The organism is Sphingobium sp. V4 (assembly GCF_029590555.1).
GTDB lineage: Bacteria > Pseudomonadota > Alphaproteobacteria > Sphingomonadales > Sphingomonadaceae > Sphingobium.
In genome coordinates, this window is record NZ_CP081002.1 from 426323 (window position 1) to 441470 (window position 15148).

Annotated in this window: 13 protein-coding genes; 5 read left to right on the forward strand and 8 right to left on the reverse strand. The window is 65.3% G+C overall.

Annotation, left to right across the window (positions count from 1 at the left end; genetic code table 11):
• Nucleotides 1-114 precede the first annotated feature (114 nt).
• The 4 genes from K3M67_RS17590 to K3M67_RS17605 all read left to right on the forward strand — a co-directional run bounded on the left by K3M67_RS17590 (nt 115) and on the right by K3M67_RS17605 (nt 6379).
• Nucleotides 115-3306, forward strand: a complete 3192-nt coding sequence (locus tag K3M67_RS17590) for an efflux RND transporter permease subunit (protein ID WP_285833611.1) — start codon at nt 115-117, stop codon at nt 3304-3306.
• Nucleotides 3299-4504, forward strand: a complete 1206-nt coding sequence (locus K3M67_RS17595) for an efflux RND transporter periplasmic adaptor subunit (protein WP_285833612.1) — start codon at nt 3299-3301, stop codon at nt 4502-4504. Before K3M67_RS17590 ends, K3M67_RS17595 begins: the two co-directional genes overlap by 8 nt.
• Nucleotides 4494-5906: an efflux transporter outer membrane subunit gene (locus K3M67_RS17600; protein WP_285833613.1), complete on the forward strand. Its 1413-nt coding sequence runs from the start codon at nt 4494-4496 to the stop codon at nt 5904-5906. Before K3M67_RS17595 ends, K3M67_RS17600 begins: the two co-directional genes overlap by 11 nt.
• A gap of 182 nt (nt 5907-6088) precedes the next feature.
• Nucleotides 6089-6379 (forward strand): hypothetical protein, encoded by a 291-nt coding sequence (locus tag K3M67_RS17605; protein WP_285833614.1) that lies wholly within the window; start codon nt 6089-6091, stop codon nt 6377-6379.
• Between the two features lie 30 nt (nt 6380-6409).
• Here the strand turns inward: K3M67_RS17605 and K3M67_RS17610 are convergent, their stop codons facing one another.
• A complete protein-coding gene (locus tag K3M67_RS17610) occupies nt 6410-7060 on the reverse strand; it encodes a flagellar hook assembly protein FlgD (RefSeq protein WP_285833615.1) in 651 nt (216 codons plus the stop codon).
• An 11-nt stretch (nt 7061-7071) separates the two neighbouring features.
• Complete coding sequence (locus K3M67_RS17615; RefSeq protein WP_285833616.1) at nt 7072-8358, reverse strand: flagellar hook-length control protein FliK; 1287 nt, start codon at nt 8356-8358, stop codon at nt 7072-7074.
• On the opposite strand from K3M67_RS17615, the gene K3M67_RS17620 reads away from it, so the two are divergent.
• Nucleotides 8357-8608, forward strand: coding sequence for a hypothetical protein (locus tag K3M67_RS17620; protein WP_198162997.1), 252 nt, complete (start codon nt 8357-8359; stop codon nt 8606-8608). The two genes, K3M67_RS17615 and K3M67_RS17620, sit on opposite strands and share 2 nt — an antisense overlap.
• Before the next feature lie 61 nt (nt 8609-8669).
• Here the strand turns inward: K3M67_RS17620 and flhA are convergent, their stop codons facing one another.
• The 6 genes from flhA to K3M67_RS17650 form a co-directional block, all read right to left on the reverse strand.
• Nucleotides 8670-10763 (reverse strand): flagellar biosynthesis protein FlhA, encoded by a 2094-nt coding sequence (flhA, locus tag K3M67_RS17625; protein ID WP_285833617.1) that lies wholly within the window; start codon nt 10761-10763, stop codon nt 8670-8672.
• Between the two features lie 62 nt (nt 10764-10825).
• The gene (locus K3M67_RS17630; protein ID WP_066863375.1) at nt 10826-11269 is read right to left on the reverse strand and encodes a helix-turn-helix domain-containing protein; all 444 of its coding nucleotides are present in this window, start codon (nt 11267-11269) and stop codon (nt 10826-10828) included.
• The gene (gene fliN, locus K3M67_RS17635) at nt 11269-11628 is read right to left on the reverse strand and encodes a flagellar motor switch protein FliN (protein ID WP_502958919.1); all 360 of its coding nucleotides are present in this window, start codon (nt 11626-11628) and stop codon (nt 11269-11271) included. The genes K3M67_RS17630 and fliN overlap by 1 nt, the downstream gene beginning before the upstream one ends.
• An 11-nt stretch (nt 11629-11639) precedes the next feature.
• Nucleotides 11640-13250 (reverse strand): flagellar basal-body MS-ring/collar protein FliF, encoded by a 1611-nt coding sequence (gene fliF, locus K3M67_RS17640; RefSeq protein ID WP_502958920.1) that lies wholly within the window; start codon nt 13248-13250, stop codon nt 11640-11642.
• Nucleotides 13251-13348: 98 nt separating this feature from the next.
• Complete coding sequence (locus K3M67_RS17645) at nt 13349-14032, reverse strand: FliH/SctL family protein (RefSeq protein WP_084439226.1); 684 nt, start codon at nt 14030-14032, stop codon at nt 13349-13351.
• Between the two features lie 4 nt (nt 14033-14036).
• Entirely contained in the window at nt 14037-15065 is a 1029-nt protein-coding gene (locus K3M67_RS17650) for a flagellar motor switch protein FliG (RefSeq protein WP_443018175.1), read from the reverse strand.
• Nucleotides 15066-15148 lie beyond the last annotated feature (83 nt).

Here is a 15148-nt window from a genome sequence, read left to right on the forward strand (position 1 = left end):
GCCGCGCCAAGCGGCTTTATCCGCCGGGATGGTTGCGCTAACAACGAGCTGTTCCTTCAGGAGAGGCATTTTTCTCACGTCCGGCAGTCCCGCCGGGATGTTCCGGAGTCGTGCATGATCGGTATCGTCAAGGTTGCGCTCAACCGCCCCCTGACCTTCATTGTGATGGCGATACTGGTCGCGATCGTGGGGCTGCTCGCTGCCTTCCGCACACCCGTCGACATGTTCCCCAACATCCGCATCCCGGTCGTGGCGGTCGCTTGGCAATATGCCGGCCTTTCGCCCGAAGACATGTCCAACCGGATCGTCGGCCCCTATGAACGCGTGCTGACCACCACCGTCAACGACATCGAACATATCGAAAGCCAGTCGCTCCAGGGCGTGGGCATCATCAAGATCTATTTTCAGCCGGGCGCCGACATCCGCACCGCGACCGCGCAGGTGACGTCCATCTCGCAGACCGTACTGCGCCAGATGCCGCCGGGCATCACCCCGCCGCTCATCCTGAACTACAGCGCCTCGACCGTGCCGATCCTGCAACTTGCCCTCTCTGGCAAGGGCCTGTCGGAACAGCAGCTCTTCGATCTGGGCCAGAACCAGATTCGTCCGCAACTCGTCACCATTCCCGGCCTCGCCATGCCCTTCCCTTCGGGCGGCAAGCAGCGACAGGTGCAGATCGACCTCAACCCGCTGGCGCTCCAGTCCAAGGGGCTCTCGGCGCAGGATGTCGGCAATGCGATCGCCGCGCAGAACCAGATCAATCCCGCAGGCTTCGTCAAGGTCGGCGCGACCCAGTATAGCGTGCGCCTGAACAATGCACCAAGTTCCATCGAGGCGCTGAACGATTTGCCGGTAAAGGTCGTCAACGGCGCGACCATCTACATGCGCGACGTCGCCTATGTCCGCGACGGCAGCGGTCCGCAGCAGAATATCGTCCATGTGGAAGGCAGCCGCTCTGCACTGCTGACGGTGCTCAAAAATGGCGCGACCTCGACCCTGGCGATCGTCGACGGGGTGAAGGAGGCCCTGCCCCGCATTGCAGCCACCCTGCCGGACAATCTCAGGATCTTGCCGGTCGGCGATCAGTCCCTGTTCGTGAAGGCAGCGGTCGAGGGCGTGATTCACGAAGGCGCGATCGCGGCGGCATTGACCTCGCTGATGATCCTGCTGTTTCTCGGCAGTTGGCGGTCGACCGTCATCATCGCCCTGTCGATCCCGCTGGCGATCCTGGCCGCCATCGCGGCGCTGGCGGCGTTCGGGCAAACGCTCAACGTCATGACGCTGGGCGGCCTGGCGCTGGCGGTCGGCATCCTGGTCGACGACGCCACCGTGACGATCGAGAATATCAACTGGCACCTGGAACAGGGCAAGGGCGTTACCCAGGCCATATTGGACGGCGCGGCGCAGATCGTCGCGCCCGCCTTCGTCGCCCTGCTCTGCATCTGCATCGTGTTCGTGCCGATGTTCTTCCTGCCGGGCGTCGCGGGCTTCCTGTTCGTGCCGATGGCGCTTTCGGTGGTCTTCGCGATGATCGCGTCCTTCATCCTGTCGCGCACGCTGGTCCCCACGCTCGCCATGTATCTGCTGAGACCGCATGTCGATCATGGCGACGCGCACATGAGCGGCAATGCGGCATCCCGCAATCCGCTCGTCCGCTTTCAGCGCAGATTCGAAGCGCGCTTCGAAGCGATCCGCACCGGCTATATCGGTTTGCTCCGCCGCGCCCTTGATGCCCGCAAGCCCTTCCTGCTGGGCTTCATGGGAATCGTGATACTGTCCTTCGGACTGCTGCCGATGCTGGGCAGCAACTTCTTCCCGTCGGTCGATTCGGGCCAGATCGCCATGCATATCCGCGTCCCGGTCGGGTCGCGGATCGAAGATACCGCCGCCCGCTTCGACCGGATCGGGCGGGAAGTGCGCAAGATGATCCCGGCCGCCGAACTGGGATCGATCACCGACAATATCGGCCTGCCGGTCAGTTCCATCAACACCGTCTACAATAATAGCGGCACCATCGGCCCGCAGGATGGCGACATGCTGATCGCCCTCAATCATGGCCACCGCCCGACCGATCGGATCGTCGCCGAATTGCGCCGCGAACTGCCGCGCCGCTTCCCCGGCACGACCTTCGCGTTCCTGCCCGCCGACATTACGAGCCAGATATTGAACTTCGGCGCACCCGCCCCGATCGACATCCAGATCGCCGGCAAGGATGCCCAGGCCAATCGCGCCTATGCCCAGAAGCTGCTGGCCCGGATCGCGACCATTCCCGGCCTGGCCGACGGCCGCATCCAGCAGCCCGGCCGCGCGCCGCAACTCGACATCGATGTCGACCGATCGCGTGTCGGCCAGTTCGGCCTGACCGAGCGTGACGTCACGACCAGCCTGGCGAGCCAGCTGGCCGGCACGTCGCAGACCGCGCCCGTCTTCTTCGTGAACCCCGAAAATGGCGTACAATATCCGGTCGTCGCGCAGGCGCCCGAATATCTGGTGGGCTCGCTCAGCGACCTCGCCAACGTCCCCGTCTCAGGCACCAACGCGACGGCGGTGCAGCCGCTGGGGGGGCTTGCGACCATCCTTCGGTCCAGCACCGTGCCGGTCGTGTCCCACTATAATATCGCGCCCGTACTGGACATCTTCGCCACCACCCAGGGCCGCGATCTCGGTGCGGTGGCCGGTGACATCGAAAAGGTCATCCAGTCGATGGAAAAGGACCAGCCCAAAGGTGCGACCGTCACCATCCGGGGCCAATATGCGACGATGAACACGGCCTTTTCGGGTCTGGGCTTCGGCCTTGCCGGCGCGGTGGTGCTGATCTACCTGCTGATCGTCGTGAATTTCCAGAGCTGGGTCGACCCCTTCGTCATCATCACCGCCCTGCCCGCGGCCCTTGCCGGCATCATATGGATGCTGTTCATGACCGGCACCACCTTGTCGGTCCCGGCCCTGACCGGCGCAATCATGTGCATGGGGGTGGCGACCGCCAACGCGATCCTCGTGGTCAGCTTCGCCCGTGAACGGCTCGCCGAACTGGGGGATGCGACCAAGGCCGCGCTTGAAGCCGGGATGGTCCGCTTCCGCCCCGTGCTGATGACCGCACTCGCCATGATCATCGGCATGGGCCCGATGGCGCTCGGCCTCGGCGAGGGCGGCGAGCAGAATGCCCCGCTCGGCCGCGCGGTCGTCGGCGGCCTGGTGTGCGCCACCATCGCCACCCTCTTCTTCGTCCCCACCGTCTTCGCCCTTGTCCACCGCAAGCAAGGGCAACAGCCCGTCACCATGGAAATGCAGCCCAACCATGTCTGAGCAGAACGCCCCCATCGAGAACCCCGCCCAGGCCGGACCCGATAGCCGCACCCTGAAGCGCGTCGGCATTGGCGCGGCCATCCTGGCCATCGCGGTCGTCGGCGCCGGTATCGCCTCACGCATCAGCGCGACCAACCAGCTGCGCCAGACCGCAGCGGAAGCGGCCCTGCCTGTCGTGGCGATTGTGACGCCCACCGCTGACGCGGAGGCGAACGCACTCGTGCTGCCTGGCAATGTCCAGGCGTTCAACAGCGCCGCCATCTATGCCCGCACCAATGGCTATGTCCGCCGCTGGCTGGCCGACATCGGCGATCACGTCCATGCGGGCCAGCCGCTCGCGATTCTCGACGCGCCCGAAGTCGACCAGCAACTCGCCGCCGCACAGGCGGACTATCAGACGGCGCTGGCCAACCAGCGGCTGGCGGCCACGACGGCGAAGCGCTGGGCCAGCATGTTGAAGGAAGATGCCGTTTCGCAGCAGGAGACGGATGAGAAAGCCGGCGATCTCGCCGCGCGTGTCGCCGTATCCAATGCCGCGCTCGCCAATGTAAAACGACTGAAGGCGCTCCAGGGATTCACTCGCCTGACTGCTCCTTTCGATGGCGTCGTCACCAGCCGCTCGGCGCAGATCGGCGCGCTCGTCGTCGCGGGCAATGCCGCGGCGCAGCCTCTCTTCACCGTGTCGGACGTGCATCGCGTGCGTATCTATGTCCGCGTGCCGCAGGGCTATTCGGCCGCCGTCAGGCCCGGCAATATGGCGACCCTGTCGCTGCCCGAATATCCGGAGCGGAGCTTTCCCGCCACCATGACAAGCAGCGCCGGCGCGGTCGACCCGCAATCCGGCGCCGTTCTGGTGCAGTTGCAGGCGGCCAATCCCGACGCGGCGCTCAAGCCCGGCGCATTCGCGCAGGTGCGTTTCCAGGTCGATGCCGGCCGAGGCAACGGATTGACGCTGCCGGGCAGCGCGATCCTCTACGGCAATGACGGCCCGACGGTCGCCGTGGTCGGCCGGGATGGCCGCGTGACGGTGAAGCCAGTCACCATCGCCCGCGACGAAGGGGCGAGCGTCCAGCTGTCGGGCGGCGTGACCTTGGCGGACAAGGTCATCGACACTCCGCCGGACGCGATCCGCACGGGCGACCGCGTTCAGGTGCAGGCGGCGGCGGCCGGTGGAAAGGGCGCCGCGCATGGGCGTTGATCGCCGCCGTGCAGCACTGTTTCCCGCACTGCTGCCCACTCTCCTCGCCGCCTGTTCGATGGCGCCGGACTATCATCCGCCTGAAACGGCGACCCCTGCCGCCTTCAAGGAAGTGGCGGGCTGGACCGCCGCCCGGCCGATGGATGCCGCGCCGCGCGGCGCCTGGTGGGAAGCCTTTGGCGATCCGGTGCTGAACGATCTGGAGACGCGCGCGGAAAGAGCCAGCCCGACGCTGGCCGCCGCCCTCGCCCGATACGACCAGGCGCGCGCCACCGCACGGGTGGAGGCATCCGGCCTAGTCCCGACTATCAGCGCCGGGGCCGATGCCAGCCGGCGCCGCGTGTCGGGCAATCGCTTCCAGGGCAATGGCAACGCGATCACCTATGACGATTATGCAGCGGGCGGCGCGGTCGACTATGAAATCGACCTGTGGGGTCGCATCCGCAACAGCGTCGCGGCTGCCCGCGCCGATGCGCAGGCCAGCGAGGCCGACCTGGCGTCGGCGCGGCTCAGTTTGCAGGCTTCGGTCGCCGACGCCTATGCGCGGCTGCGCGGCCTCGACGCCCAGGCGGCCTTGCTGCGCCAGACAGTCGAGGCATTCGAGCGCGCCTATCAATTGACCGCCACGCGCCGATCGGGCGGTATCGCGTCGGGCATGGACGTCAACCGCGCGAAAACCGCGCTCAGCAACGCGCGTGCCCAGATTTCCGCCGTGGCAAATGAACGCGCGGCGACCGAACATGAAATCGCGGCACTGGTCGGAATCCTCGCGTCCGATTTTACGATCGCCCCTCAGGACGCGCTTCCGCAGATGCCCGCCATCCCTTCAGGCACACCCTCGGAACTGTTGCAGCGCCGGCCCGATATCGCAGCGGCGGAGCGACGCGTCCTTGCCGCCAACGCCCGCATCGGCGTCGCCAGGGCAGCCTATTTCCCCTCGCTCACACTCGGCCTCACCGGCGGCTGGGAAACGACGCACGGCGATCTGCTGCGCAGCCCCAACAGCTTCTGGGGACTGGGGCCATTGTCGGCGCTCGCCACCCTGTTCGACGGAGGCCGTCGCAAAGGACAGGTCCGCTTTTCACGCGCCGAATATGAAGAGTTGGCTGCCCTCTATCGCGATACGGTGCTCACCGCCTTCCGCCAGACTGAAGACGCAATCGCGGCGAACCGTCATCTCGCCACGCAATCGGCGGACCAGCGAGACGCCGCCGAGGCCGCTGAACGGACCAGCAGAATTGCCTTCAGCCGCTATCGCGACGGCGCGTCCGATTATCTGGAGGTCGTGACCGCCCAGACCGACGCGCTCGACGCCCGCCGCGCGCTGATCGCTGTCGATACCAGCCGCTTGCGCGCAAGCATCGCCCTGGTCAAGGCGATGGGCGGTCCCGCTGGCGGTTGAGCCATACCGGCTGCGATCCCGCCGGGACGGACGACCTTGTCAAACCCACCTACGGGAAACCCCTTAGTTGGAAGAACATCCTACATGAAGCAGTGAGTCGAGAGCGCCGGGAACGCTACCATGCATGAAAATTGTCGCCGCTGTCCCGGAGACGTATCGCGATTGAGAGCGCATGTAAAAAGATGATCAGTGACGTGAAGAACGCTACCGATGCATCGCCTGTATCGGATCAGGAATTCGAATTTACTCTTAAAATTCGGGTCGAATGTCTCAAATCTCTCTGGCAGGCTGCCGCCGTGCACTGCATGAGCCAGTATAACGATTCGACGGATGATCTGATCGATCTCATCGGCCCTGAAGAGGACCCATCAATCGAAGACTGTCTGATGGCGTTGGTCCTGCCCGAACGGGTATCGGGCTGCGTCATGCTGAACGCGGTTCTGGAGCAACAATCCGGCGGGCAGGCGGGCTGAACCGAAAAAGCGGAGTCAGCCCTTGCCCTCTCATTCGACTGCGGCCACGCCAACCAGGCCATAAAGCGGCATTCGGATGCCATTGACCCCCAGCATGATGTCCGTGCCACTGCTGACCACGTCGCTCACTTTCGCGACCGAATTGATGGTGGCGTCCAGCGGATCGCCGCTGGCTGCCGTCGCCGTGACGGACAGGGTATAGGCGCCATCCGCCGCGCGCGTGCCGTCGCTCTGGGTTCCGTCCCATTCGAAGCGGCCCTGCGTCTCGGGATCGAGCGTCGCCGTATGCACGACCTTGCCGAATGAATCGGTCACGGTTGCGGTGATCGACGCCGGCGTGCCGTCCACATAATAGGTCCAGGTCGCAGGATCGCTGCCAAGACCGGCAATCGCGGAATCGAAACGAGCTTCCTTCCCGATGAAGCTCGACGCCTGCGACATCTGCTGGGCGCTGAGCTGGGACACGATGTCCTGCAAGGACGCATTTTGCTGGATCGCCTGCTCGACCTGCGAATATTGCACCAGTTGCTGGGTATATTCGGACGTATCCATCGGATCGAGCGGATCCTGATTCTGCATCTGCGTGGTGAGCAGTTTCAGGAACATTGTATAGTCCGTGGACAGTCCGGCCAGTTGCGAAGTCGCTGTACCGGAGGCCGTCGTCGTGTTGACCGTCGTCATGTCGTGCTTCCTTATGCCTTGAGGTCGATTCGCCCGCTGGCGCGCAGCGGTCGGTAAAGGGGATCGGCAGCCTCGCCGTCCCCGGCAAGCCGCGCCTGCGCAGCCGGATGATGTTGGTCGCGTTTCCAGCCCTGGCCGCCATTGCCCCCCTGCCCGCCGTCGTTCGCTCTTGCGTCGAAGCGGAGCGACTGGGGGTCGGAGCGGATGCCCGCATCGACCAGCGCGCGGTTGAGATCACCGCTTTCGCGCCGCAGCATGTCAAGCGCCGCCGGGCTTTCGGCTGACATGACCGCGCGCAGCGTGCCGTCGCGATCGAAGGACAAGCGCACGTCGATGCGTCCCATTTCGCGCGGGTCGAGGCGGATCAGCAGGTCTTCCTTGTCGCCCTTGGCGGCCCTGGCGATTTCGACGCCAATATCCGCGCCGATACGGCCGGGTTGCGCCTGGACGACGGGCGCCATCGCCACACTCTGCGGCATGGGGGGATAGGGGCTGACTGCCGGGCTTCCGGATACGGGCGCCATGGTCTGGGTCAGCAGGGGCGCCGGCAGGCTGCTCTCGCCCTTGAACGCCATCAGCGGCTGCGTAATGTCGCTCCTTTCAGGGGCGGGGTTGCGCGGATCGGCAATCTCGGCCCGGATGGGCGCTGTCGATGGCGTCATCTCCCGAGCACCATCTGCACCGGCCGCAGGAATCGGCGCTGCGGCTCGCGGCGTCGCAACGGCCATCATAGTAGGGGCCATGTCCACCGGCGGCGCGATGCGGCTTGCGATTGACATGTTCGTCGAAGGATTTGCACCAGCCGACTCCTCCGGGTTGCCCGAAACATGCTTCGCCGGCTGGCCCAATTCGCCTGTAAATGCGGGCGCGATGCCCGGGCCAGCCAGGTTCATCGGCAACGGCGCGGCCAGGAACGCATCGGAATTGGACGGAGCCGTCGGAACCCCATCCTGATCCGCAGCCTCGGCCGGCCTGGCCATGTCCGTTTCGCGCATGGTCGCTTTTGCCGCAGGCCTGGCGATGGGCGGCAGCGGCGCAGCCTGAACCGGAGCGATCGGAAGCGGCATGGGCGGCGACGGTTCCGCCGGACTCTCCACAGGCGTTTCAGCTGTCTGGATCGCTGTCGGCTTTGCGCCGGCCTCGGACGGCTGCGGCTGCGTTTCCGGCTCTGGTTGCGTTTCCGGCTCTGGCTCTGGCCGCGCCTCCGAAACAGCGATCTCGGGACGAACGGGCGCGGCCAGCACGCACTCGCCCTTGTCCCGCCCACGCGGTGACAGCGGCGCTGGCGCCGCGTTCATGGCGGGCTCCTCTGGCAGGGATGTCTGCTTCATCCCCATATCGGGCGACGCCATGACGGCCGTTTCGGTCGGGACGGCCCCCAAATTCGCTGGCGCGTCCGCTTTCGGCGCGGCCATGCCATCGACCAAGGCGCCAAAGCCCGGGACGGGCATGGACAGGGGCGGCGCTTCCGGCGATGCCATCATGGGCGTGGAGGATGCCGGAGCGGACAAGATCATCGATGCTGCTGTCATGGTCTTTCGATCTTGATGGCGGCGACAAGCCACCGCATGTCATTCATTATAGAGGATGGACGGCCGTCCCGGTCGCGTCAGCCGATTGTTCCGAGGCTGCGCAGCCGCGCCCGGGCATGAACCTCATTCTGCGACAGCACGACGGTTGCCGGTCGCACCCGTTCAATGATCGAGCGCACGAATGGGCGCAGCGGCGGACTGGTGAGCAGGCAGGGAATCTCGCCCTGGGTTGCGAAACGATCATAGGTCTCGCGAACGGCGGCGATGAACGCCTGGAGGCTGGATGGCGCCATTGCGAGATGGCGCTCGTCGCCCTGCCCGATAATGCTTTCCGCAAATGCCTCGTCCCACTGGCTGCCCAGCGTCACCACCGGAATGCTGCCGTCATGGGTCTGCTGCGCGGAAATCTGGCGAGCGAGGCGGGCACGGACATGCTCCGTCACCTGGGTCAGGTTGGCGGTCATCGCGGTCGCCTCGGCGATGCCCTCCAGGATGGTGGGGATGTCGCGGATCGACACGCCTTCGGCCAGCAGGTTCTGCAACACGCGCTGCACCCCGGAAATGGAGATTCTCGTCGGTATCAGGTCGGCAATCAGCTTCTCAGCTTCCTTGTGGACCTCGTTCAGCAGCTTCTGGGTCTCCGCATAGGACAGCAGGTCGGCGATATTGTCCTTCACGATTTCGGTCAGATGGGTGGTAACGACGGTGCCGCAATCGACCACCGCCAGCCCACGGAACCCGGCCTCCTCGCGCATATCGCGGTCGATCCAGAGGGCCGGAAGCTGGAATACCGGCTCCTTTGTGGGTTCGCCCCTGATGCCCGGTTCCTGGCCAGAGGCGTTGATGACCAGCAGCTTGCCGATGCGCAATTCGCCGCGGGCGATCTCGGTCTCCTTGACATAGACCACATATTCATTGGCCTGGAGCGCCATATTGTCCAGGATGCGAACCGATGGCAGCACGAAGCCGAAATCGATCGCCATCTGGCGGCGAAGCGCACGGACCTGATCGTCGAGCCGCGGTTCGGCGCTCGCATCATTGATCATCGGCAGCAGGCCATAGCCCAGTTCGATCCGCAGCGCGTCGATGGCAAGGGTGCGGGCGATGGGTTCCTCGACCTGCGCGACCTGCTGTCGCGCGGCGACTTCCTCGATGCGCGCCTGAATGGCCGCCGCCTCCGCCTTCCTCGTCATCGACCAGGCCAGCCAGCCGCAAATGCCGCCGAACAGGGCGAACGGCGCGAAGGGCAGGCCCGGCATCAGCGCCAGCATCAGCATCAGCGCGGCGACCACACCGAACGCCTTGGGATAGCGGCCGAGCTGCTCTCCCAGCGCCGCGCCGGTCTTGCCGGCAACCCCGCCCTTCGATACCAGCAGGCCGGCTGCGGTCGATACGATCAGCGCAGGAATCTGGCTGACCAGCCCGTCGCCGACAGTCAGGATGGTGTAGGTAGTGAAGGCCTCGCCAAAGGGCACGCCATGGATGGCGACGCCGATGATCAGGCCTACGACGATATTGATCGCCGTGATCAGCAATGCCGCAACGGCATCGCCCTTCACGAATTTCGACGCGCCGTCCATCGCGCCGTAGAAGCCGCTTTCGGCCTCGATCTCGGCGCGGCGTTCGCGCGCCTGCACCTCGGTGATCGTGCCGGCGTTCAGGTCTGCGTCGATCGCCATCTGCTTGCCGGGCATCGCGTCCAGGCTGAAGCGGGCGCCGACTTCGGCGATGCGCCCCGCGCCCTTGGTGATGACGACGAAGTTGATGACGATCAGGATGGCGAAGATGGTGAGGCCGATCACCGTCTCCCCGCCCATCAGGAACTCGCCGAACGCTGCGATCACGCCGCCGGCGGCTTGGTGCCCCTCATGCCCATGGCCCAGGATCAGCCGGGTCGAAGCCAGGTTGAGGCCGAGCCGCAACATCGTGACGATCAACAGGATCGTAGGGAAACTCGACAGCTGAAGCGGCTTGTCGATGAACAGCGCGGTCATCAGGATGAGCACCGACGCCGTGATCGACAGCGCCAGGCCCAGGTCCAGCATCCATGCCGGCATCGGCAGGATCAGCATCGCAATGATCCCCGTGACGCCCAGTGCCAGCGCCAGGTCGCGGCCGGGGCCGAGGCGCGCGATCATCTCGTCGAACTTTGCGGGGAGCTGGACTTTCATGAGTGTATTCCGATGCGATGAGGGTCAGGCAATCCTTCTCCCCGCGGGGGAGAAGGAAGAGATCAATGCCGCAGCAGGCCCGCCGGCGGTGAGAAGTCATCTCTCAGGAACAAGCGCAGCTTGTTGCGGATCGTACGCACCGAAATGCCCAGCATCGCGGCGGCCGTGGTGCGATTGCCCCGGCAGCGATCGAGGGTCTGGAGGATCAGCGCGCGCTCGACATCGTCGACGCTGTGTCCGACCAGTTCCTCTACGGCTGCGGCCATCGCCTGGTTGGCCGCACGCTCGCCACGCAGCCGGGCGATCACGTCGGGCAGGTTCACCGCGACATCCACCACCACCAGCTCGCCCACGGTCCGGCGCCAATTTTCCAGCGCATTGCAGTCCGCCGTGCCGACCGCAATGCTGGCGGCGGACCCGCGCACCATCTCGACGGCAAGACCCATCGTCTTGTTCAAATCGCCCACCAGCAGCAGGCGGGTCGGATCATGGTCTGAAACGAACATCAACGCTCCTGTCGCACAATTTCGGTAAGGGTGATGCCGAGCGCGCTGTCGATGAGGACGACTTCGCCGCGTGCGATCAGGCGGTTGTTGACGAAGATGTCGACCGGTTCACCCACGCGGCGGTCCAGTTCGACCACCATGCCAGGTTTCAGCCGCAGCAGTTCGCCAATGTCCATCCGCGCCCGGCCCAGGATCGCCTGCACCTTGACCGGCACGTCGAACACTGCCTGAAGATCATCGGGCGCGGGCGGCGCGGTCGGACGCGGCGACCAATTGGGGTCGGCATTCATCTCCACATCATCGACGCCGTCGGTCAGATGGGCCGGCGAGAGTTGCCGAGGTTCCATATTTTCACTCATTGCATCCCCTTTCATGCATTCATCCATTGCCGGATCACCGAGGCGGATTCCGCCGGTCCGGCGGCGATGGCGTCGCCGATGCGCTTCAGCGCGGAGACCTTGATCCGCCCGTCGATCTGGGCGAGCGCGATTTCCTCATCGAGCAGCGGCACATCCTGCGCGCGGACTTCCTCCAGCTGGCGGATCGCTTCCTCGTCGCCATCGGCCGCACGCTGGGCGAGCGTGGCCATTTCCTCATTCTCCGCAGCCAGCAGATGTTCGACCGGCTCCACTTCGCCTTCGACAGGCATAACCTTTGGCCGCAACATGCGGATGGCGAACAGGACAACGCCACCGATCAGCACATATTTGGCAAGGTCGAGCAGGCCGTCGGCGGTGACACCGAAAGGCAGACCCTCGGCCGCGTCGTCGAGCTCGCCGGGCGCGGCAAAGCTCATATTCTCGACGACCACGCTGTCGCCGCGTTCGGCATCGAAGCCCACTGCATTTTCCACCAGGCGCTGAAGCCGCTGCATCTCGCCCTGCGGCAGACCCTTGGGACCGCCGTCCACCATCACCGCGACAGTCAGGCGCGACACCTTACCGGGCGAGCGGACACTCACCTTCTGGGTGCGGCTGTTCTGGTAGGTGATGTCCTCGGATGTTTCGTTGCGGGCGGAACGGCGGCTCTCGCCCCCCGTCCCGTTGATCGCAGCCTCATTGTCGGGCAACTGTGCGCCGACGGTCACGCCCTGCGCGCCCGCGCCGCTTTCGTCATTCTGATCGCTGGATTCGACTGTCACCTGATGGGCGACGACCTGGGTATCGGGATCGAATATCTCCGCCTCTTCACGCACCTGATCGCGCTCCAGCACGGCGGCAACCTCGGCGCGGACCTTACCGGCGCCCACGATTGGCGCCAACATGGCCTCGATCTCGGTCCTCAACTTGTTCTCGACGGAGGCCTGACGCTCGTCGATCTCGGATGAACCGGCGCTTCCGCTCTCGCCCGCCCGGGCCAGAAGCGCGCCCGACTGGTCGACGATCGACACGCTTTCGGGCGACAATTCGGGCACGGCCGATGCGACCAGGTGGCGAATGGCCTGCACCGATTCACCGGGGAGGCGGCCGGTAGTTTTGACCGTGACCGCTGCGGTCGCCTTGCGCCGCTCCGTCTCGAACATCGCGCGCTCCGGCATGACCAGATGCACTCGCGCCTTGGTGACGCGCTCCAGGCTTTCGATCGACCGGGACAGTTCCCCCTCGATGGCGCGGGTCTCGTTGAGCTTCGCGCGCGACGCCGACATGCCGAAGGGCTGTTCGGCGTCCAGCACGTCATAGCCGATCTTCCCGCCGAGCTGATCGCCGGCCATGGCCATGCGCAGTTCCGGCAATTTGTCGACCGGCGCCATGACGGACGTGCCATCGGCAGAAATCTGGAACGGGACGCCCTGTCCCTTGAGCTTTTCGCCGATCGCCTGCGTGGCGGAGGGTTCCAGGTCGGTGTAAAGGAATCCCATCTCGCTCGATGGGCTTCGCAGAGCCAGATAGCCGATGCCCAGCAACAGGGCCGCGGCAACGCCCCCCATCAGCAAGGCGCGACGAGGGCCGATCTGCTCGATAAAATTCCGCAAAGCGTTCAAGGCTGCCTCTTCTTGAGAGAGGGGGCGGCCCCCTGGCCGTCCCGCTCCTTCATTATAGGAGGATCAGCTAGGCAATAGTTGCCCGCGGCGGGAAAAGTTTACACCGTGCCGGCCTCTCCCAGCAGCCCATCCAGTTCGCGCGCCACGGCGGCGCGGCGCGCTGCGGCCTCGACGATCAGCCCGCCTTCGGCCCAGCCGATATGGGCGTCATGCCGCGCGATCGTCGCGTCTGCGACGATCGCGATATTGAGGGCGCGTCGTTCCCCCGCGCGGCGTTCCGCCACCAGCCGCTCGACATCCTCCAGGCTGTCGGGATGAACGCGGATCGATACGGACGTGCCGCGCACGACCTGCCGCAGCACGCGGCCCAGCGCTTCGTCGATCGCCTGCCCCGGCGCCTGCCGGATCGCATGGCCAGCGATCATCTCCGCGGCGCAAAGCGCCACCTCGGCGGCCTCGCGCATGATGCGATCGCTTTCGTGCGCCCATTGCCCACCCAGTTCGTCCAGCGCAGCGTGGAGGGCGTCGGTTGCGGACAGCATGGCTTCCGCGCGTTCGCCCCGCGCCTGAGCAAGCCCCGCGGCCAGCCCCTCAGCGCGGGCTTTCAGCAGCGCGGTTTCCCGGTCCTGGCGCATCTCCTCGATCCGCTCCTGCAGCGCCGCGATCTGACCCTGCAGTTCCTCGACGGGCGGAGACGCCGGAACGTCCTCCACCGGCGCGGGGCCGGATCGGAACACCCGGTCGAAACCGAACGGCTTTATCGAAATGGCAGCCTCCATCATCGGCTCAATAGATCATCGCATCGTCGCTCTTCGGATCGACGAGCATGATTTCACCCCGGTCGCCCAGCGACTTGGCAAGGCGCACGAGCGACGCCTGCGCGTCCTCGCACTCACGCGCGCGCACCGGCCCCATCGCCGCCATATCGTCGCGCATCAGCTTCGCCGCACGCTCGGTCATCGCCTTGAAGAAAATCTGCTTCATCTCCTCCGGCGCGCCCTTCAGCGCCAGCGCCAGATCGCGCTTGTTGCTGTTGCGCACGATCGTCTGGATGGCCCCTGGCAGCAGGTTAGCCAGATCCTCGAAGGTGAACATCAGCGCGCGAATCCGCTCCGCCGACTCGGGCGCCCGGTCGTCGAGCGCGACCAGCATCGCCTCCTCGGTCGACCGGTCGAGCGCGTTGAACAGTTCCGCCATCGTCTCGTGCGGGTCGCGGCGCTGGGCGCGGGACAGGTTCGTCATAAACTCGCTCTTCAGCGTCTGTTCGACCTGGAGAATCACATCCTTCTGCACCGTGTCCATCTTCAGCATCCGCATGACGACATCGGTCGCAAGCTCGCGGGGAAGTTCGGCGAGCACCCGGGCAGCATGATCCGACCGCAGCTTGTGCAGAATGACGGCCACGGTCTGCGGATATTCATTCTTCAGATAACCGGCCAGCACGGCCTCGCTGACATTGGACAGCTTGTCCCACATCGTCCGCCCGGAGGGACCACGAATATCCTCCATGATCTCCCGCACGCGATCGGCGGGCAATATACCTTCAAGCAGCCTTTCAGTGGTCTCGAACGAGCCATGGAGCGAAGCCATGCTCGATACTTCGCCGGAAAACTGCACCAGCAGATGTTCGACCACGACAGAGGGGACACGGCCCAGCTGGGCGATGGCGGAGGACAATTCCTTGATTTCCTCGACGGACAATTGCTCCCAGATCGGCCCGCCATGATCGCGCCCCAGCGCCAGCATCAGCGCGGCGGCGCGCTGAAGTCCCGAATATTTCTTCAATTCGGGCGGCTCGCCGAATTGCGGCGTCATCATGTTCATATGCACATATTCCCCAAAATATTGCCCCGCGCCGAACCGGATCAAGGCTGCATTCCTCTATCTTATAGGAGAGT

What these genes read in the sequence shown, in the direction of transcription:
- K3M67_RS17590 (WP_285833611.1), top strand. Translation starts at nt 115, where the DNA reads ATGATCGGTATCGTCAAGGTTGCGCTCAACCGCCCCCTGACCTTCATT.
- K3M67_RS17595 (WP_285833612.1), top strand. Translation starts at nt 3,299, where the DNA reads ATGTCTGAGCAGAACGCCCCCATCGAGAACCCCGCCCAGGCCGGACCC.
- K3M67_RS17600 (WP_285833613.1), top strand. Translation starts at nt 4,494, where the DNA reads ATGGGCGTTGATCGCCGCCGTGCAGCACTGTTTCCCGCACTGCTGCCC.
- K3M67_RS17605 (WP_285833614.1), top strand. Translation starts at nt 6,089, where the DNA reads ATGATCAGTGACGTGAAGAACGCTACCGATGCATCGCCTGTATCGGAT.
- K3M67_RS17610 (WP_285833615.1), bottom strand. Translation starts at nt 7,060, where the DNA reads ATGACGACGGTCAACACGACGACGGCCTCCGGTACAGCGACTTCGCAA.
- K3M67_RS17620 (WP_198162997.1), top strand. Translation starts at nt 8,357, where the DNA reads ATGGCGGGCTCCTCTGGCAGGGATGTCTGCTTCATCCCCATATCGGGC.
- K3M67_RS17615 (WP_285833616.1), bottom strand. Translation starts at nt 8,358, where the DNA reads ATGAACGCGGCGCCAGCGCCGCTGTCACCGCGTGGGCGGGACAAGGGC.
- flhA (WP_285833617.1), bottom strand. Translation starts at nt 10,763, where the DNA reads ATGAAAGTCCAGCTCCCCGCAAAGTTCGACGAGATGATCGCGCGCCTC.
- K3M67_RS17630 (WP_066863375.1), bottom strand. Translation starts at nt 11,269, where the DNA reads ATGTTCGTTTCAGACCATGATCCGACCCGCCTGCTGCTGGTGGGCGAT.
- fliN (WP_502958919.1), bottom strand. Translation starts at nt 11,628, where the DNA reads ATGAGTGAAAATATGGAACCTCGGCAACTCTCGCCGGCCCATCTGACC.
- K3M67_RS17645 (WP_084439226.1), bottom strand. Translation starts at nt 14,032, where the DNA reads ATGATGGAGGCTGCCATTTCGATAAAGCCGTTCGGTTTCGACCGGGTG.
- K3M67_RS17650 (WP_443018175.1), bottom strand. Translation starts at nt 15,065, where the DNA reads ATGACGCCGCAATTCGGCGAGCCGCCCGAATTGAAGAAATATTCGGGA.